Annotated in this window: 21 protein-coding genes; 1 reads left to right on the top strand and 20 read right to left on the bottom strand. The window is 39.4% G+C overall.

The features are described from left to right. Nucleotides 1–8: 8 nt before the first annotated feature. From CXF79_RS16230 to rpsJ, 20 genes are all read right to left on the bottom strand, one after another. Complete coding sequence (locus CXF79_RS16230; protein ID WP_101156476.1) at nt 9–902, bottom strand: LysR substrate-binding domain-containing protein; 894 nt, start codon at nt 900–902, stop codon at nt 9–11. Nucleotides 903–1,186: 284 nt separating this feature from the next. After that, nucleotides 1,187–2,503: an amidohydrolase gene (locus CXF79_RS16225; protein WP_101156473.1), complete on the bottom strand. Its 1,317-nt coding sequence runs from the start codon at nt 2,501–2,503 to the stop codon at nt 1,187–1,189. A gap of 112 nt (nt 2,504–2,615) precedes the next feature. Further along, on the bottom strand, nt 2,616–4,355 hold the full coding sequence (locus tag CXF79_RS16220) for an insulinase family protein (protein WP_101156469.1): 1,740 nt from the start codon (nt 4,353–4,355) through the stop codon (nt 2,616–2,618). Further along, complete coding sequence (gene pqqE, locus CXF79_RS16215; protein ID WP_101156466.1) at nt 4,352–5,488, bottom strand: pyrroloquinoline quinone biosynthesis protein PqqE; 1,137 nt, start codon at nt 5,486–5,488, stop codon at nt 4,352–4,354. The genes CXF79_RS16220 and pqqE overlap by 4 nt, the downstream gene beginning before the upstream one ends. Further along, on the bottom strand, nt 5,481–5,753 hold the full coding sequence (pqqD, locus tag CXF79_RS16210) for a pyrroloquinoline quinone biosynthesis peptide chaperone PqqD (RefSeq protein ID WP_101156463.1): 273 nt from the start codon (nt 5,751–5,753) through the stop codon (nt 5,481–5,483). The genes pqqE and pqqD overlap by 8 nt, the downstream gene beginning before the upstream one ends. Continuing rightward, complete coding sequence (gene pqqC, locus CXF79_RS16205; RefSeq protein ID WP_101156460.1) at nt 5,750–6,505, bottom strand: pyrroloquinoline-quinone synthase PqqC; 756 nt, start codon at nt 6,503–6,505, stop codon at nt 5,750–5,752. The genes pqqD and pqqC overlap by 4 nt, the downstream gene beginning before the upstream one ends. Nucleotides 6,506–6,835: 330 nt before the next feature. Next, entirely contained in the window at nt 6,836–7,753 is a 918-nt protein-coding gene (pqqB, locus tag CXF79_RS16195) for a pyrroloquinoline quinone biosynthesis protein PqqB (RefSeq protein ID WP_011041710.1), read from the bottom strand. A 238-nt stretch (nt 7,754–7,991) separates the two neighbouring features. Further along, complete coding sequence (pqqA, locus tag CXF79_RS16190; protein WP_011041711.1) at nt 7,992–8,063, bottom strand: pyrroloquinoline quinone precursor peptide PqqA; 72 nt, start codon at nt 8,061–8,063, stop codon at nt 7,992–7,994. A 109-nt stretch (nt 8,064–8,172) separates the two neighbouring features. Beyond that, on the bottom strand, nt 8,173–9,129 hold the full coding sequence (gene pip, locus CXF79_RS16185) for a prolyl aminopeptidase (RefSeq protein ID WP_101156457.1): 957 nt from the start codon (nt 9,127–9,129) through the stop codon (nt 8,173–8,175). 465 nt (nt 9,130–9,594) lie between these two features. After that, a complete protein-coding gene (rpsQ, locus tag CXF79_RS16180) occupies nt 9,595–9,846 on the bottom strand; it encodes a 30S ribosomal protein S17 (RefSeq protein ID WP_011041713.1) in 252 nt (83 codons plus the stop codon). Then, nucleotides 9,846–10,037 carry a 50S ribosomal protein L29 gene (gene rpmC / locus CXF79_RS16175; RefSeq protein ID WP_011041714.1) on the bottom strand — a complete coding sequence of 64 codons (192 nt, stop codon included), beginning with the start codon at nt 10,035–10,037 and terminating at the stop codon, nt 9,846–9,848. Before rpmC ends, rpsQ begins: the two co-directional genes overlap by 1 nt. After that, nucleotides 10,037–10,450: a 50S ribosomal protein L16 gene (rplP, locus tag CXF79_RS16170; protein ID WP_011041715.1), complete on the bottom strand. Its 414-nt coding sequence runs from the start codon at nt 10,448–10,450 to the stop codon at nt 10,037–10,039. The genes rpmC and rplP overlap by 1 nt, the downstream gene beginning before the upstream one ends. Nucleotides 10,451–10,461: 11 nt before the next feature. Next, nucleotides 10,462–11,157, bottom strand: coding sequence for a 30S ribosomal protein S3 (gene rpsC / locus CXF79_RS16165; protein WP_011041716.1), 696 nt, complete (start codon nt 11,155–11,157; stop codon nt 10,462–10,464). Nucleotides 11,158–11,169: 12 nt separating this feature from the next. Beyond that, the gene (gene rplV / locus CXF79_RS16160) at nt 11,170–11,502 is read right to left on the bottom strand and encodes a 50S ribosomal protein L22 (RefSeq protein ID WP_011041717.1); all 333 of its coding nucleotides are present in this window, start codon (nt 11,500–11,502) and stop codon (nt 11,170–11,172) included. Nucleotides 11,503–11,513: 11 nt separating this feature from the next. Further along, nucleotides 11,514–11,789, bottom strand: coding sequence for a 30S ribosomal protein S19 (gene rpsS, locus CXF79_RS16155; protein ID WP_011041718.1), 276 nt, complete (start codon nt 11,787–11,789; stop codon nt 11,514–11,516). Nucleotides 11,790–11,870: 81 nt separating this feature from the next. Then, nucleotides 11,871–12,695 carry a 50S ribosomal protein L2 gene (gene rplB / locus CXF79_RS16150; RefSeq protein WP_011041719.1) on the bottom strand — a complete coding sequence of 275 codons (825 nt, stop codon included), beginning with the start codon at nt 12,693–12,695 and terminating at the stop codon, nt 11,871–11,873. A gap of 12 nt (nt 12,696–12,707) precedes the next feature. Continuing rightward, nucleotides 12,708–13,010 carry a 50S ribosomal protein L23 gene (rplW, locus tag CXF79_RS16145; RefSeq protein WP_011041720.1) on the bottom strand — a complete coding sequence of 101 codons (303 nt, stop codon included), beginning with the start codon at nt 13,008–13,010 and terminating at the stop codon, nt 12,708–12,710. Then, the gene (gene rplD, locus CXF79_RS16140) at nt 13,007–13,612 is read right to left on the bottom strand and encodes a 50S ribosomal protein L4 (protein ID WP_011041721.1); all 606 of its coding nucleotides are present in this window, start codon (nt 13,610–13,612) and stop codon (nt 13,007–13,009) included. The genes rplW and rplD overlap by 4 nt, the downstream gene beginning before the upstream one ends. 16 nt (nt 13,613–13,628) lie before the next feature. After that, a complete protein-coding gene (gene rplC, locus CXF79_RS16135) occupies nt 13,629–14,267 on the bottom strand; it encodes a 50S ribosomal protein L3 (protein WP_011041722.1) in 639 nt (212 codons plus the stop codon). A gap of 14 nt (nt 14,268–14,281) precedes the next feature. Beyond that, nucleotides 14,282–14,593: a 30S ribosomal protein S10 gene (gene rpsJ / locus CXF79_RS16130; protein ID WP_011041723.1), complete on the bottom strand. Its 312-nt coding sequence runs from the start codon at nt 14,591–14,593 to the stop codon at nt 14,282–14,284. Nucleotides 14,594–15,891: 1,298 nt separating this feature from the next. Here rpsJ and fusA point away from each other — a divergent pair. Beyond that, nucleotides 15,892–17,997 (top strand): elongation factor G, encoded by a 2,106-nt coding sequence (gene fusA, locus CXF79_RS16120; protein WP_101156453.1) that lies wholly within the window; start codon nt 15,892–15,894, stop codon nt 17,995–17,997. The last annotated feature ends 113 nt before the right edge of the window (nt 17,998–18,110 follow it).

Raw genomic sequence — 18,110 nt, 5'->3', positions numbered from 1 at the left:
GTATAAGATTAAATGGGCTTAAGATTAGGTGACTTCGTTAACCAGTCAAGAAAGCAGTGAATATCATTTCGATTTTGATCTTCTTCACGATATACCGCATAGAGTGACTGGTCAAAATTCGTTGATTTTTCGAACGGTAACACCAATAAATTGCGTTCTATTAACGCATGTTCAATTGGCATTATTGCCAGTGCCAACCCCAGTCCCTGCTCTGCGGCTTGTAGAGAAGCATCATAATTACCAAAGGTTAATTTATGCTGATATTGCATTTCAGGCAGCTGCATCGCTCCCGCCCAAGTACGCCAAATATTATTCATATTAGCAAGGTCGATAAGGGGAACTTGGCTAATTTGTTCAGGTGAAGTGAGTTTATGTTTTTTGGCGAACTCTGCAGAGCATACAGCATGGGCTGTAAGGTTAAGTAATTTTTTAACCACAACACCCGGCCAATCACCCTTTCCCATACGTATAGCTAGATCACAGTCATCATAACGTAAGTCAGTTAAATTCATCCCTGTTTCAATACGAATGTCGATAGTAGGATGCTGTTGCTGAAAATCACTTAATGTAGGGATAATGACATTACTTGCCATCGTCGTAAAAGTAGATATTTTAAGTGATGGTGAAGAGAACTTATTACTAACAATTTTTGTGCCTTGTTCAAGCTTATTTATACCCTGCTGTACATAGTGTAAATATACTTTACCTGCAGCATTTAATGCGACACCACGACTTTTTCTCTGAAATAACTCAAAACCTAAAAAAGCTTCTAACGCTTTAATTTGATGACTTACCGCTGAGGGTGTTATAAATAATTCAGCCGCAGCCTGCTTGAAATTTTCATGGCGCGCAGCAGCTTCGAAAATTCCAAAAAGGTGTAAAGCAGGCAACTTGTTTGACATGATTGTATTAACTTGCAGTGAGGTAACGATAACAACAATGATAAGTGATCATTTGTATAATTAATAGGTGAATAAAATTAATCATTACCTTTGTACTTTACTGTAATCAAAACTATTATTTTACAGGGGTTAAGTAGGGATAGTTTAGGGTATTACTTTTTATTTTGAAGAACACCCTTGATTTTTATCACTTTTCCGGTCAGTAGAAAATTGTTTTGCTACTGACCTCAAATACTCGATTTTTATGACGGGATGATAGAATTAGTTCAATTTAGGTTGTGAATTTACTTTGCCAATATGGTTAACACGGCGCTGTTCATCGCTTGTGTTGCGGTAGCAATGACTTTTTCAGCATCAGGCGCCCAAAATGGGCTATGCAATGAAGGTAAGCCTTCACCTGTTTCTTGGGCTGATTGCCATTTATCATGTGGCACACCACCAACCCAAAATATCATACTTTTAATGCTAGTATCTGCACGATAGTAACGGCCAAAATCTTCACCTGCCATTACCGCAGGCACTTCAATCACGCGATCTTTACCAAGTTCAGTGACAAATAAGCTAGCCATTTTTTTGGTAAATTCAGGTTCGTTATAAGTGGCTGGGGTAAATTCATCTTTGACGGTAACTACCGGTAGTAATTTTTCAGGTAAACCCATAGCGATACCTTCACCTTTGGCTATTCTAGCAATACCATCGAGTAAGGTTTGACGCGTTTCATCTGAGTAACTGCGCACGGTTAATAACAATAACGCCTGATCAGAAATGATATTGTGTTTCGTACCTGATTGAAAACTGCCGACAGTGACAACAGCAGGGTCTTGAGGATCTAATTCTCGACTAACTAATGTTTGCAAGGCACCAACAATGCGTGCGCCCAATACAATAGGATCTTTAGTTGCGTGTGGGTAGGCACCATGACCACCAACGCCTTTAACAAGGATATTTACGCTATCAACATTAGCAAAAGTATAACCAGGAGTATAACCAATTACGCCCGCCTTTAAGCTGGCAGAATTATGAAAAGCTAAGGCATAATCAGGTTTTGGGAAACGTTTATATAAGCCGTCCGCTATCATGTCTTTTGCACCACGACCACGTTCTTCAGCAGGTTGTAATATCATCACTAAAGTACCTGACCAATTTGCTTTATTTTCACTGAGTAACTTTGCGGCACCAACCCAGCTACTCATATGGGTATCATGTGCGCAAGCATGCATTACATGGGCTTGTTGGCCTTCTTCAGTCGTGGTGGTGACCTTGGAAGCAAATGCTAATCCGGTTTGCTCTTTTACGGGCAAGGCATCCATATCAGCACGAATCAATACTGTTGGGCCTTTACCGTTTTTTAATACCGCAACAACACCTGTGCCACCTACTTTTTCAGTGACTTCAAAACCTAATTCTCGGGCTGTTTTAGCTAACTTTTTAGCGGTGTTAAATTCTACGCTAGAGAGTTCAGGTGTTTGGTGCAAATCTTTATATATCGCCATCAACTCAGGCATAGCCGCTTTAACTAATTTTGTATTATCCTGTGCAGCATAGGTTAATGTGCTGCTAGCGAGGCATAAAATAGAGGTTATAAATACTATAGTTTTCATTGTATTACTCGATTGACAATTGAAAAACCATTTTAGCTTAATGGGCTAAGGGGTTCAAATAGGATTATTACGAAATTTCTGGCTCTATCTGTAAGTAAACCTAAACTGTGAACTAAGTATTGCTAGTGAGTAGATTATGTGAAATAAACTCAGCAACTGAGTCAGCGGTAACATTTTTAAGCTCAATATTGTTAAGTTTAGATTTTGCTAAGGGTAAAGCTGCGGCAATAAATGGTAGATCTTTACACAAGATCTTAAGGGACTCTATTATGACTGTTAATCTAAAGTAGGGCGCTACATCAAAGGCGCTATAAAAGACGAGATGATGACTTTCCATGACATATTGACTGGCTATAGCATAACAATGACCTTGAGTACGTGAAGCAAGAAAGGTCGGGTATGCGTTGATAATAAAACTAGTTAATAACGCTAAACCTTGTTCTTTCTCTTTAATGTTAATGACTATGAGGCTGTGGTCTGTATCAAACACCTCAGCTATTCTATTTTGATGCAGTTCTGGGTGTTGGCCTTGGTCTTGCTGCTGTATTAATAGCTGTTGAGCTCGCAATAATAAAGATGAAAAAAGTGTTGGTAAAGCACGGTGTTTATATTCACTTTGCGGATATTCATTCTCACTTAAATGTTCTGACAACGGTCTTAATAACAGGTTTGCAACAGGCAATAACGCTGTGGGTGTTTTTGTTTGCTGCTGCTTTATCTGTGCTTGTTTTTGCTGTAGCTGTTTTTGCAGCGGATAAGCCGTGCCTCTGCCTACAATGAATGTTGCATGTTCTGTTAAGCTCTGTGGCGGTTTTTTAGTTAAGTTTTTAGCTATGCTTTTAGTTAAGTTAGTCTCTAAGTCTCGCACGAGAGTTTGATAGTAATTAAATAAGCGAATAATCTCAGGTGAAAACTTATGAAGTTGTTTATCCTCTTCAACGCTCTTACCTTCAGGATGTTTTAAAATAAAGCTTATCAATACTTTAGATAAAACTGTTTCTGAGACATTTATAGGCGCAATAATATCGAGTGCAAACTGTTGGTTATTGTTTAGGTTGTATTGTGGTGAAATTAGCTGGGCGTCAAAGCTTTTAATTAAGTGATTTAAGTTTTTATGATTTGTTGAGAAATAGGCATAAAACTCAGAATGAATATACCACCGAACTAACTGCCTATTGTTACAAAAATCAGCTTTAGGTAGGACTTTAGGGCAATACGGTGTCCTGTTCTGGGTTGTATCATCAATGGATTCAAGTAGAGAAGCGACTAACGTTGGTTCAATATTTCCAGTAACCAAGTGCATCTTTTTTGCTTGGTAATATTGAGCATGATACCGTGTGATATCGGTAAAGGTTAACTGCGAGAGCAGTTCAATATCACCACCGTATTGATAGCATCGTTGAGCCGAAGTATCACTACGCGCAATGACACCTTGTTGGTCATCTTGTTGAGGAGTTAATTCACGGTTAATCACACCGTAACAATCGTCGTGGTAAATTTCCTGTGCTAAATCTTGTGCTTCGAATATAGGTGCTAATAGACCATTTAGTAAATAATTTAAGCCCAATAAACAGGTTTTCTGGCACTGACTGTGACAATGATAGTAGGTGACATTATAGTGGGTGGAGGCGTTAATGGCTAAGTCGGACAGTGCCGTAAGCTGAAATAAAGATTCAGGATGATTAAATGCCGCACTTCGACGAAAGATCAAATGTTCAACGGCGTGGCTAACACCACTGTCGTCTAGCGCAGGTGTGTTAACCACAATTAATGCACTAAAACCTTGCTCGTCATTAATATTATGATGTTGTAACCCGTTAGGGTGACGCTTAATTTGACTGGAAGGTGTCATAGTTTTATTTGAACAATATCAGCATCTTTAATGCTGCGCTTATTTACCCTTTCTAATAGCGGATTTTTTGGGTGTTTTGCTCGTTCAATAGCTTCTTGAATTAAATGATGATCGGGCGATTTACTGCACACAGGATCTGTTTTATCCATATCGCCTGTCATCATAAAGGCTTGGCATCGACAACCGCCAAAATCTTTCTCTTTTTCATCACAACTTTGACAAGGTTGAGGCATCCAGCTATCACCACGAAAACGATTAAAAGAGAAGTCTTGCTGCCAAATATCGCTGATAGATTTATCTTTTACATTAGGAAACTTTAGTGGCAACATTTTTGCGCTATGACATGGCAGCGCACTACCATCTGGCGCTATGGTTAAGAAGGTACTGCCCCATCCATTCATACACGCCTTAGGACGATCTTCAAAATAATCAGGTGTCACAAAAATAAATTGTGGCCCTTTACCTTGTTGCTTATCACGGAACTCATTGACGATTTTCTCTGCGTCTATCAGTTGTTGTTGTGAAGGTAATAAATGATCTCGATTATCATACGCCCAGCCATAATATTGCGCCGTAGCAAGCTCAACATAGTCGGCATTTAATTGGCAGCTTAAGCGCATGATATCTTCAACTTGGCTAATATTTTGTTTTGAAATAACAAAATTTAATACCATAGGATAACCCTGTGCTTTAACCGACTGCGCCATTTTAAATTTTTGCTCAAAGGCGTTACCGCGTCCTGCGATAATATCGTTCATTTCAGGATCTGCGCCTTGAAAACTAATTTGGATATGATCTAAGCCCGCTACTTTTAACTTGGCAATACGTTTTTCGGTTAAACCAATGCCCGAGGTAATCAAGTTAGTATAAAAGCCCAATTCTCTTGAGTGCTTAACCATCACTTCTAAGTCTTTGCGCAATAAAGGTTCTCCACCTGAAAAACCTAGTTGTACTGCGCCCATAGCACGTGCTTGTGTAAATACATCAAGCCATTGCTCAGTATTGAGCTCATCTTTTGTATCACCAAGCTCTGTTGGATTAGAGCAATAAGGACAATGCAAAGGACAATCGTAAGTGAGCTCAGCCAACAACCATAATGGAGGACCAACTTTTACTTGGGATTCATTATTCATAATAAAGCCATTTTTTATCATAGGCAGCAATTAAAAACTCATGCACATCGTCAGTTAAATCACCAGCATCAGGAAATTTTTTATTTAACATGTTGATTATGTCAGAAACTTTGTTTGTGCCATCAACCAGTTGCATGATTTCTCCAGCACTACCATTAAGTTTAACCATACCTTCAGGAAATAATAGTACATAACAATCTTGCGCTTGTTCCCATTGCAGTCGGAACATAGCGTTTAAACTTGGCGGCACGGACTGATTTATCATTTAAAAATTCTCTTATGGTAATTTGGCTCAGCTATTAAACTTTGGTAAGGCGCTCGGTCCTGTTGATATGCTAAGGTCATAGCATCAAGCATACTCCACAAAATATCTAATTTAAATTGGAGAATATTTAATGCCTCGTCTTGTGCTTGACGAGTAGTAAAGTGATCTAAGGTGATTTGCAGGCCATGATTAACATCGCGTCTTGCTTGAGATAAGCGCATTTGAAAATACTGTAAGCCTTGTGTTTCAATCCAAGGATAATTTATAGGCCAACTGTCTAGTCTACTTTGATGGATTTGAGGGGCAAACATTTCCGTCAGTGATGAACATGCAGCTTGCTGCCAGTTAGCACGGCGAGCAAAGTTTACATAGGCATCTACGGCGAATCGCACCCCAGGTAAAACAAATTTCTCATCCAGTAAGTCTTGTCTATCTAATCCTACCGCTTGGCCCAATTGTAACCAGGCTTCAATACCACCTAAGGTTTTGTCTTCTACACTGCCATCGTGATCTAATATGCGTTGGATCCATAAACGACGAGTTTCTATATCATGGCAATTAGCTAATATGGCGGCATCTTTAATAGGAATATTTACTTGGTAATAAAAACGGTTTGCCACCCAACCCTGAATTTGCTCAACACTACATTCACCTTGGTGCATGGCAATATGAAATGGGTGATGAATATGGTAAAGCTGCCCTTTAGCGCGGAGCATTTCTTCAAATTGCTCTCTTGTCCATGGTTGTTGCATAAATAAAGCGCCTCTTAGTATTAAGTGTTATACCCGCTCCACTTGAAGATGCGAGTTTCAGGGTGCCTGAGCGATTCATGATCAAGGCGCCTCTTTTTATTAAGGGTTGTTCCCTTAAAAATAGATGCAACGAAGCGCATGATTTGCTCAGACATCCCCAAAGGGCTGTTTTAGAAACGCTTTATGCTACGTTATTGATTTTGAGAAGGGAACAACCATTCTCTTCAATCAATGCCTTGCCTAAAGGCGTTTCTAATTCCAGCTGAATCCTGCATCTTCAAGTGGAACGGGTATATATCAATTGCATTCATTATCAGATCATTAAAGCAATTATATTGTTATTTCCATGCCATCTACGGCTATTTCAACACCGTTGTCCAACACAAATTGATGTTGTGCTGATTCTTCATTGAGAATTGGGTTGGTGTTATTAATATGGATTAAAATCTTTCGATCGATATCAAATTTATTGAGTAATGCGACAGTGCCAAAATCACCATTTACTGGCATATGGCCCATTTGGGATCCAAGTTTAGTACCAACGCCTTGTGCGATCATTTCATCGTCAAGCCAGAGTGTGCCATCGATTAATACGCAGCTAGCATCTGCCAATATCTCTTCAACTTCAGGTGTGCTTTCTACGATGCCCGGTAAATAAAAAAGGTATTTCCCACTCGTTTTATCAACAATTTTGAGGCCGATATTGTTACCAGCAACGACTTTGTCACGGTATTTAGAATAAGGAGGAGCATTCGACTCTATAGTCACGGGAACGAACTCGATATCTGCAACACCTTCAACACTAAAAGCATCACTCTGCTGATAACCAATAGGTTTAAATGATAGACCGCCGTGCCAGTGTTCAAGCATGTTAAATAACGGATATGCAGAAGTTAAATCTTCATAAACAACATGAGAACAATAAACATCAAGGGGTAAGCCTTCACGTAAGGTAATTAAGCCTGTGGTGTGATCAATTTGGCTATCGGTTAGAATGGCGCCACGAATATTAGTACCCCGTGCACCTTGCTCAGGCCATAATTGTGGGGATTGATTTATTTGCTGACGAATATCGGGTGAAGCATTAATGAGTGCCCAATTTTTACCGTCAGGACTGACAGCGATAGAAGACTGTGTACGCGGTGTAGCTTTTATGGTTCCGGCTCGTAATCCTTTACAATTAGCACAATGACAGTTCCACTGTGGAAAACCACCACCAGCAGCCGAACCAAGAATTAAAATTTGCATAAATTCCTTAAAAAACTATGAGAAATACCCTCAGAGGGAGAAGTTACCGAGGGTAATCGTATACCAATCTCACTAACTATTTGATCATTTCTACTGGTTAAAATAACCAACTACTTCATTATTTATTTAATAATTAGAAGAACTAGTTATTAAAATAAATGCCTTGTATTTAGCTATTTTTACTGCGTATAAAGTAGATAAACTAGTCAATGAAACTGGTATCATTCCTCAAAAGGCATTATCTGTTGCTGATATAAAGTGTTACTTCAAAACCTAAACGCATTTCTTCAAACTTTGGTTTAGTCCACATAGTCAATCCTCATTATTGTAAGTTAGTTGCTAGATCAATATAGATCGGCAGCCATTTGAAAGAAATCATACTTTAGAACGAACATTCTTAATATATAGGAGGGTTTTTGCTAGAGGTGAGGGGATAAGAGTTTAGAGAAACTGCGTGTAGCCTCAACTAAGGCGTCAATTATTAAAGGCTCATTAGCAAGATGGCCTGCTTGATCAATTACTGTTAATGTCGCCTGTGGACAGTGATATGCCAGTTGCCAGGCTTGCTCAACAGGGCAAACGAAATCAAAACGGCCTTGTATTATGTTTATTGGAATTTCATCGACTCGATTGATTTGCTCAAGAATAGGGCTTTGTTCAATGAAGCAACGGTTTATTGAGTAATGAAGCTGAATTATTGAGGGGTTTTTATTGATTGTATCGCCTTTACTAGCAGGGATACTTGGTTGTATATTTAGTATTGATGATTCCCATTGCTTTAAGCGATTATAAGCATTTCGACTTGTTTGCTCATCGCTATCAATTAACTGTTGGTAAATAGCTTTGAGCGGGTTTTGTTGCTGATTAAGAGGAAGTTCATCAACGAAAGCTTGCCATGCTTCAGGATATATTTGAGCAGCGCCTTTATTAGTGTATACCCAGTTAATATCTTGTGCACGACCTAGAAAAACGCCTCGTAAAATTATGCCTAATACTTGTTTAGGATACTGCTTTGCATAAACCAAACCTAAAGTAGCCCCCCAAGAACCACCAAAGACTAGCCATTGGCTAATGCCAAGATGTTTACGAATAGTATTGATATCTTCCACTAATGCTAGGGTGTTGTTTTCCTTTAGCTCACCTTGTGGTTTTGAGCGACCGCAGCCTCGTTGATCAAATAAAATAATATGATAAACAGCGGGGTCAAAATAACAGCGATGTTGTTCACGACAACCAGAGCCGGGTCCACCATGTAAAAAAACAACGGGTATTCCTTGTTCATTACCGCACTGTTCAATATAGAGTTGGTGAAGAGGACTAACTTTAAGATACTGTTGAGAAAATGGTTCAATTTCTGGATAAAGTGAATGTAACAAAGTAGGCCTCTTAACAAGTTTAGGGAAAATATATAAATGCTAAAAATAATAACAATTCAATAAGTTTACACTAGGCGAATGAAAGCGCAACACAATGACTTTACGTTGAATAATACCATTAATGTTCATAACACTTCTCTTTTTCGTAGACTAAATATCTATACCTAGATATGTACTCTATTGACTAATAGACCACATAAAAAAAGACCTTAACAAATAAATGTTAAGGTCTTTTTGCTAACTATTTAAAGTTTAATTAAGTATAAATATGAATTTATAAAGAATTAAGCTTTAGTAATTACGTAAACTAATTTCCACGTGTCTTTCCTTTAAACTAGGAACAGCAGACTTAGAAATTATGCTGATATATTTAGCGCATAAAAAAAGACCTTAACAAATAAATGTTAAGGTCTTTTTGCTAACTATAATAAAGTTAATTAAGTATAAATATTAATTTATAAAGAATTAAGCTTTAGTAATTACGTCAACTAATTTCCAGTTTTTAGACTTAGAAATTGGCGCAACTTCAGTAATAGTTACTAAGTCACCTTCGTTACATACGTTAGTTTCATCATGTGCTTTCAACTTAGTTGAACGCGTCATGTATTTACCGTACATAGGGTGCTTAACACGGCGCTCAATCAAAACAACGATAGACTTATCCATTTTGTTACTGACAACAACGCCTTGTAGTGTGCGGATTTTAGTTTCGCTCATTACTTACCTGCCTTTTCAGTGATGATAGTCTTAACACGTGCGATATTGCGACGTACGATTCTTAGCAAATGAGTTTGTGCTAATTGACCAGTACTTGCTTGCATGCGGTAGTTAAACTGCTCGCGAAGAAGTTCTAGTAATTCAGCATTTAGCTCTTCAATGCTTTTTGCTTTAAGTTCACTAACTTTCATTACAATGCCGTCCTAGTTACGAAGGTGGTTTTGAATGGTAGTTTAGAAGCGGCTAAAGCAAAAGCTTCACGCGCGATTTCTTCAGAAACACCTTCCATTTCATAAAGAACACGACCTGGAAGAATTTGGCAAACCCAATACTCAACTGAACCCTTACCTTTACCCATACGAACCTCAAGAGGTTTTTTAGTAATTGGCTTATCAGGGAATACGCGTATCCAGATTTTACCTTGACGTTTCACATGACGAGTCATGGCACGACGAGCGGCTTCAATTTGGCGTGCAGTCATACGACCACGTTCCATTGATTTCAAACCGAAAGTACCGAAGCTAACTGAACTACCTACGTGAGCAAGACCACGGTTGCGCAGTTTAAATTGCTTGCGGAATTTAGTACGTTTTGGTTGTAACATAACTTATTCCTCTACTTAGGCTTGCGGTTGGTTTTTCTTTTAGGTTTAGCCGCTGGTACTTCTGCCTGTAGAGGCATGTTACCAATGATTTCACCTTTGAAAATCCAAACTTTGATACCAATAACACCGTAAGTAGTGTTACCACGCGCAATTGCGTAGTCAATATCAGCACGTAAAGTATGTAAAGGTACACGACCCTCACGATACCATTCTGCACGTGCGATATCAGCGCCGCCTAAACGACCACTAACTTGTACTTTGATGCCTTTAGCGCCTAAACGCATTGCGTTTTGAACTGCACGCTTCATAGCGCGACGGAACATAACACGACGTTCTAATTGACTAGCAATGCTGTCTGCAACAAGCTGCGCATCCATTTCTGGCTTACGTACTTCAGCGATGTTGATTTGAGCAGGAACACCAGCAATTTTAGAAACGGCTAAACGTAGTTTCTCAACATCTTCGCCTTTCTTACCGATAACAACACCTGGACGAGCCGTGTGAATTGTTACGCGGATAGATTTAGCTGGACGTTCGATTACCACTTTAGAAAGTGATGCACGCTTAAGCTTTTCTTTTAAAAATTCGCGAACCTTATGATCGCCGTCTAAGTTGCTAGCAAAATCTTTGTTGCTTGCAAACCAAGTAGACGCGAAAGGTTTCGTGATACCTAAGCGAATACCGGTAGGATTAACTTTTTGACCCATACTAATATACTCCTAAGAATCAGACACAATCACAGTGATGTGACTAGTGCGCTTGATGATGCGATCGGCTCGGCCTTTCGCACGTGGCATAATACGTTTCATTGTTGGACCATCGTCAATCAAAATTGTTTTAACGAATAATTCATCAATGTCTGCACCTTCGTTATGCTCGGCATTCGCGATAGCAGAGTTAAGTACTTTTTTAACTAATTCAGCAGCTTTTTTGTTGCTGAAAGTTAAAATTTCAAGTGCTTTCTCTACATTAACGCCACGGATTTGATCCGCAACTAAACGCGCTTTCTGAGCAGAACCGCGGGCAAATTTATGTATAGCAATAGCTTGCATGTAACTTCCCCTTATTTCTTCGCTTTCTTATCAGCGACATGACCGCGATAAGTACGAGTTGGTGCAAATTCTCCTAATTTGTGACCGATCATTTCTTCGGTTACAAATACAGGGACGTGTTGACGGCCATTATGGACAGCGATGGTCAATCCGATCATTGTAGGAATGATCATTGAACGACGGGACCAAGTTTTAATTGGCTTTTTATTCCCGCTTTCCACCGCTTTCTCTACCTTCGTCAACAAGTGTAGGTCAATAAATGGACCTTTCTTGAGGGAACGTGGCATGGTGAATCCTTATATATTCAATTCTTCATGTGAACTTAGCAAGCTAAGTTCAGCAATCAGAATATTAATTAAATGTACTAATTACTTAGCACGACGACGTACGATAAATTTATCAGTACGCTTGTTCGAACGAGTCTTGTAACCCTTAGTTGGTACGCCCCAAGGGGATACCGGGTGACGACCGCCAGATGTTTTACCTTCACCACCACCATGTGGGTGATCAACTGGGTTCATAGCAACACCACGAACAGTTGGGCGAACACCGCGCCATCTTGAAGCACCAGCTTTACCCAAAGAGCGAAGCATGTGTTCAGAATTGCCGATTTCACCTAAAGTAGCACGACAATCAGACTCTATTTTACGCATTTCGCCAGAGCGAAGACGTAAAGTAACGTAAGCACCATCTTTCGCAACTAATTGTGCGTAAGTTCCGGCTGCACGTGCGATTTGAGCACCTTTGCCTGGCTTAAGTTCGATTGCGTGAATAACACTACCTAACGGTATGTTACGTAGTGGCATTGTATTACCAGGTTTGATCGGAGCACCAACACCAGACAGGATACTATCACCAGCTGATAAGCCTTTAGGGGCTAAGATGTAACGACGTTCACCATCGGCATACAATACTAATGCGATGTTAGCGCTTCGGTTTGGATCGTATTCTAAACGTTCAACTTTGGCTGGAATGCCATCTTTAAGACGTTTAAAATCAACTATACGATAATGTTGCTTATGACCACCACCAATGTGACGAACCGTAATGCGACCATTATTGTTACGACCACCAGACTTAGACTTAGTGTCTAATAATGGTGCATAAGGCTTACCTGTATGAAGCTCTTTGTTTACCACTTTAACTAGGTGACGACGACCCGGAGAAGTAGGTTTACATTTTACTATAGCCATTTTAACTGCTCCTTATGATTCCGCGCCAACGAAGTCGATGTCACTACCTTCTGCAAGAGTAACGTAGGCTTTTTTCCAGTCGTTACGACGACCAAAACGAGCACCGGTACGTTTTACTTTACCCTTAACATTAAGTGTATTAACACCTTCAACTGTAACTTCAAAAAGTTTCTCAACTGCCGCTTTAATTTCAGCTTTAGTTGCATCTGTAGCTACTTTGAAAACAACAGTGTTGTTTGCTTCAGCAGCTGTAGTTGCTTTTTCAGAGATATTCGGTGCTAAAAGCACTTTCAACAAACGTTCTTCGTTTATCATGCTAAAATCCCCTCAATTTCTTTAACTGCATCAGCAGTGATTAAAACTTTTTCGAAACCAACTAAGCTTACAGGGTCAATTGCTGCAACATCACGAACGTCAACTTTATATAAGTTGCGTGCTGATAAGAACAAGTTCTCGTCAACTTCTTTCGTTACAATCAATACGTCTTTAAGCTCTAAGCCTTTAAGCTTAGCAACTAATTCTTTAGTTTTAGGTGTTTCTACCGAAAAGTTCTCTACCACAACTAGACGTTCTTGACGAACTAGTTCAGATAGGATGCTAGCAATAGCACCACGATACATTTTACGGTTAACTTTTTGGCTGTGATCCTGAGGTTTAGCAGCGAATGTTACGCCACCTGTACGCCAGATTGGACCACGGGTAGTACCAGCACGTGCACGGCCAGTACCTTTTTGACGCCATGGTTTTGCACCACCGCCGCTAACTTCTGAACGAGTTTTCTGAGCACGAGTACCTTGACGAGCACCAGCTGCATATGCAACTACTACTTGGTGTACTAACGCTTCATTAAACTCACGTCCAAAAGTTGCTTCAGATACTTCAAGAGCACCAGATGCGTCTTTTAATGATAATTCCATCATAAAATCTCCTGGACTAAGCTTTAACAGCTGGTTTGATGATTACATTGCCATTGATAGCACCCGGAACTGCGCCTTTAATAAGCAACAAGTTACGTTCAGCATCAACGCGAACCAATTCAAGGTTTTGTGTAGTACAACGCACAGCACCCATATGACCAGACATTTTTTTGCCTTTAAATACACGACCTGGTGTTTGACATTGACCTAACGAACCGTTAGATCTATGTGATAACGAAACACCATGCGTTGCATGTTGCATAGTAAAGTTCCAGCGTTTAATACCGCCTTGGAAACCTTTACCTTTCGATGTACCAGTAACGTCTACTAATTTAGTGTCATTGAATACTTCAACAGTGATTTCACTGCCAGCTTCGATGTCACTACCTTCATTTTCGTTTAAACGGAATTCCCACAAGCCGCGGCCTGCTTCTATTCCTGCTTTAGCGAAATGTCCAGCAGCAGGTTTAGTTACACGGCTTGCTTTACGCTTGCCCGTAGTAACTTGTAGTGCTGAATAACCATCGTTGTCTACAGTTTTAACCTGAGCAACACGGTTTGCTTCAACTTCGATAACAGTAACAGGGGTAGAAACACCATCTTCTGTGAAGACACGAGTCATACCCACTTTACGTCCAACTAGACCTATAGTCATTGTTAAAACTCCCCTTAGCCCAAGCTGATTTGAACATCAACACCAGCTGCAAGATCTAAACGCATTAATGCGTCTACAGTCTTTTCAGTTGGCTCAACGATATCAATCATGCGTTTATGAGTACGAATTTCGTACTGATCTCGCGCATCTTTGTTAACGTGTGGAGAAGTCAAGATAGTGTAACGTTCTTTGCGAGTAGGAAGTGGAATTGGACCACGAACCTGTGCGCCAGTACGTTTTGCAGTATCAACGATTTCTGCTGTAGATTGATCAATCAAACGATGATCGAACGCTTTCAAACGAATGCGAATTCTTTGATTTGACATGAAGACAAATCCCCTTTTTTAAAGAACAAAAAAATACATCCCTCTGCTTCCTTGTGTGCCGGAAGGGGGTGTATTAACTAATAAACATTCAACTCAAAATTAGAGCTGCTGTGAAACGAATAGAAACTTAATTCTTATTCATTTAGTGCTATAAGCGTTACTTAACCATAAAGGTTTTAGTAATAATCTTTAGCATAACACACTCAATTTGGCTGAATGCGAGCGCGTATTATACAAGGAATTTTGTCGTGTGCAAGTTATTTATAGCTGATTATAGAATTGCTACTTTTACTAGCAGAAACTTGCCAATAATAGGCATGTGCAGTGATATATGGAGGGAGAAAAATAAGATTAGAGGGTTAAATTAAATAGAGCAAACAGGGGTTGTCGGTCTTTAATTTAGTAGGTTTATATAAAGCAGAGTAATGTTAATTTTAACAAAGCTAGGTTTGGCAACCAACAATACCTTGGAAGCTAGCTTTGTGCCAAGCTCATGCGTTTGGCATGTAAAAAGGATAAAGTGGTTAGCTATAATAGAGTAGCGTTAAGTAAGGACTTATATACCCGTTACCATTCAAAGTGCAGAATTTCAGTGGGTACTAAAATCATTTTAGGCAAGGCAAGTACTTTAAGCATAGTCATTCTATTATTTGATTATTTAACGCGGTATAAAGTTATTATAAACCCATCGAAGAAGCGTTTGAGCAACATCACTTCATCGTTGCTGTGATTTATAATGACGCTACATGGATGGTGTTATTTGAGAATGCAGGAGCAATTCTCCTGAATATCCATTATTTCATCACAGCGCCTTGAATTGAAATTGCTCAATCACTCTGAAACATGCATATTTATTGGTAACGGGTATACATGAGCAAAGTCGTGTGAGATATAAGTTCGATAATTTTGTCACGTATTCCATATTAGTGATAAAAGTGCAATCTGATTAATCAACTATATAAACAGCCATGGCTTATATAGTAGGTGTGTTTATGTATGGTTGAACTACTGTTCATTTAATAAATTTCTGCCGGCCACAATTGGATAGAATTTTCATTTCTTCCTGATATTGAGATTTACTGAGAAAAACTTTTTAAACTATTCTTTTGCTATATATAAGCAGAAGCTCAATTTTAGACTAATAAACCGAACCGAATTAATAATTATTTATCAATTTTCTATGGATTTGTTTTTGTTAATGGTATACTCGCGCGCAAATTTTCAACAATTCTGCTTTCATTCTTTCTTATATATAGAAGATAAAGTGGGATAGACCTTAAACTAAGTAGAGTAAAGTAATGGCAGATTTATCCAAATACAGAAACATTGGTATATTCGCTCACGTTGATGCGGGTAAAACCACAACAACTGAACGTATCCTTAAACTAACCGGCCAGATCCATAAAACTGGTGAAGTACATGACGGTGAGTCTACGACTGACTTCATGGAACAAGAAGCTGAGCGCGGTATTACCATCCAGTCTGCTGCGGTAAGCTGTTTTTGGAACGATCACCGTTTCAACGTTATCGATACTCCTGGTCACGTTGATTTCACTGTAGAAGTTTACCGTTCACTTAAAGTACTTGATGGTGGTGTTGGTGTATTCTGTGGTTCTGGTGGTGTTGAACCACAATCAGAAACTAACTGGCGTTACGCGAACGACTCAGAAGTTGCTCGTATCATCATGGTTAACAAACTTGACCGTTTAGGTGCTGATTTCTACCGTGTTTGTAAGCAAGTTAAAGATGTTTTAGGTGCTAACCCACTTATTATGACTTTGCCAATTGGTACTGAAGATGAGTTCGTTGGTGTTGTTGACCTACTTTCTGAAAAAGCTTACATCTGGGATGACACAGGTCTTCCAGAAAACTACGAAATCACAGATATTCCAGCTGATATGGTAGAACAAGCTGCTGAGTACCGCGTAAAGTTAATTGAAACAGCTTTAGAAGTTGATGAAGACATGTTGATGGAGTTCTTAGAAGGGGAAATGGTTCCTACTATAGAGCAAATCAAAGCGTGTATCCGTGCTGGTACTCGTGACATGACTTTCTTCCCAACTTACGGTGCATCTGCATTTAAAAACAAAGGTATTCAATTAATCCTTGATGCTGTTGTTGATTACTTGCCTTCACCTACAGATGTTGATCCACAACCACTTACTGATGAAGAAGGAGAGCCTAATGGTGAATACGCAATTGTTTCTGCAGAAGAAACATTCAAAGCGTTAGCATTCAAAATCACTGATGACCGTTTTGGTACCTTAACTTTCGTACGTATCTATTCAGGTACGTTGAAGAAAGGCGATACCATTCTTAATGCTGCTACAGGTAAAACTGAGCGTGTTGGCCGTATGTGTGAAATGCAAGCGGATGACCGTAACGAACTTACCTCAGCACAAGCGGGTGATATCATCGCAATCGTTGGTATGAAAAGTAACGTTCAAACAGGTCACACATTATGTGATCCTAAGCACCCTATCATTCTAGAAGCGATGGTATTCCCTAAGCCGGTAATCTCTATCTCTGTAACACCAAAAGATAAAGGTTCAACTGAGAAAATGGGTCTTGCTATCGGTAAAATGGTTGCAGAAGATCCTACTTTTAAAGTTGAAACTGATATCGATTCAGGTGAAACAATTTTATCTGGTATGGGTGAGCTTCACTTAGACATCAAAGTAGATATTCTAAAACGTACTTACGGCGTTGAATTAGAAGTTGGTAAGCCACAAGTTGCCTACCGTGAAACAATCACAACAGCAATTGAAGATTCTTACACACATAAGAAACAATCTGGTGGTTCTGGTCAGTTCGGTAAAATTGATTACCGTATCAAGCCCGGCGAACCTGGTTCTGGTTTCGTATTCAGCTCTGTTGTTGTTGGTGGTAACGTTCCTAAAGAATTCTTCCCGGCAATCGAGAAAGGCTTCAAAGGCATGATGGATAACGGTGTTCTTGCTGGTTTCCCTGTACTTGACGTTGAAATTGAATTATACGATGGTGGCTTCCATGCTGTCGATTCATCTGCTGTTGCATTTGAATTAGCTGCTCGTGGCGCTTTCCGTCAATCAATTCCAAAAGCTGGCGCACAGTTAATCGAACCTATCATGAAAGTTGATGTGTTTACGCCTGATGATCACGTTGGTGATGTTATTGGTGATTTAAACCGTCGTCGTGGCATGATCGCAGGTCAAGAAGCAGGTGTTTCTGGCGTTCGTATTAAAGCTGACATCCCTCTTTCAGAAATGTTCGGTTACATCGGATCTCTACGTACAATGACATCAGGTCGTGGTCAATTCTCTATGGAATTCTCTCACTATATGCCTTGTCCTAATAACGTAGCTGAAACAGTAATTGCTGAAGTTAAAGCAGCTAAAATTGCTAAAGATGCAGCTAGAAAATAGAAAATAATTAATCTTTAATTATTTTTGATATAAAGGATGCTTCGGCATCCTTTTTTATTGCCTGTGATATGCCGTGCAGGCCTTTATATCAAAGGTCTTGGTTGAAGTACCTA

This window comes from Colwellia sp. Bg11-28 (assembly GCF_002836245.1).
Taxonomy (GTDB): domain Bacteria; phylum Pseudomonadota; class Gammaproteobacteria; order Enterobacterales; family Alteromonadaceae; genus Colwellia; species Colwellia psychrerythraea_A.
Note: the sequence above shows the minus strand (reverse complement) of the source record. Positions and strands in the feature narration are given on the sequence as shown.

Coding starts and splice junctions, on each gene's coding strand:
- CXF79_RS16230 (WP_101156476.1), bottom strand. CDS start 902: ATGTCAAACAAGTTGCCTGCTTTACACCTTTTTGGAATTTTCGAAGCT.
- CXF79_RS16225 (WP_101156473.1), bottom strand. CDS start 2,503: ATGAAAACTATAGTATTTATAACCTCTATTTTATGCCTCGCTAGCAGC.
- CXF79_RS16220 (WP_101156469.1), bottom strand. CDS start 4,355: ATGACACCTTCCAGTCAAATTAAGCGTCACCCTAACGGGTTACAACAT.
- pqqE (WP_101156466.1), bottom strand. CDS start 5,488: ATGAATAATGAATCCCAAGTAAAAGTTGGTCCTCCATTATGGTTGTTG.
- pqqD (WP_101156463.1), bottom strand. CDS start 5,753: ATGATAAATCAGTCCGTGCCGCCAAGTTTAAACGCTATGTTCCGACTG.
- pqqC (WP_101156460.1), bottom strand. CDS start 6,505: ATGCAACAACCATGGACAAGAGAGCAATTTGAAGAAATGCTCCGCGCT.
- pqqB (WP_011041710.1), bottom strand. CDS start 7,753: ATGCAAATTTTAATTCTTGGTTCGGCTGCTGGTGGTGGTTTTCCACAG.
- rpsQ (WP_011041713.1), bottom strand. CDS start 9,846: ATGAGCGAAACTAAAATCCGCACACTACAAGGCGTTGTTGTCAGTAAC.
- rpmC (WP_011041714.1), bottom strand. CDS start 10,037: ATGAAAGTTAGTGAACTTAAAGCAAAAAGCATTGAAGAGCTAAATGCT.
- rplP (WP_011041715.1), bottom strand. CDS start 10,450: ATGTTACAACCAAAACGTACTAAATTCCGCAAGCAATTTAAACTGCGC.
- rpsC (WP_011041716.1), bottom strand. CDS start 11,157: ATGGGTCAAAAAGTTAATCCTACCGGTATTCGCTTAGGTATCACGAAA.
- rplV (WP_011041717.1), bottom strand. CDS start 11,502: ATGCAAGCTATTGCTATACATAAATTTGCCCGCGGTTCTGCTCAGAAA.
- rpsS (WP_011041718.1), bottom strand. CDS start 11,789: ATGCCACGTTCCCTCAAGAAAGGTCCATTTATTGACCTACACTTGTTG.
- rplB (WP_011041719.1), bottom strand. CDS start 12,695: ATGGCTATAGTAAAATGTAAACCTACTTCTCCGGGTCGTCGTCACCTA.
- rplW (WP_011041720.1), bottom strand. CDS start 13,010: ATGATAAACGAAGAACGTTTGTTGAAAGTGCTTTTAGCACCGAATATC.
- rplD (WP_011041721.1), bottom strand. CDS start 13,612: ATGGAATTATCATTAAAAGACGCATCTGGTGCTCTTGAAGTATCTGAA.
- rplC (WP_011041722.1), bottom strand. CDS start 14,267: ATGACTATAGGTCTAGTTGGACGTAAAGTGGGTATGACTCGTGTCTTC.
- rpsJ (WP_011041723.1), bottom strand. CDS start 14,593: ATGTCAAATCAAAGAATTCGCATTCGTTTGAAAGCGTTCGATCATCGT.
- fusA (WP_101156453.1), top strand. CDS start 15,892: ATGGCAGATTTATCCAAATACAGAAACATTGGTATATTCGCTCACGTT.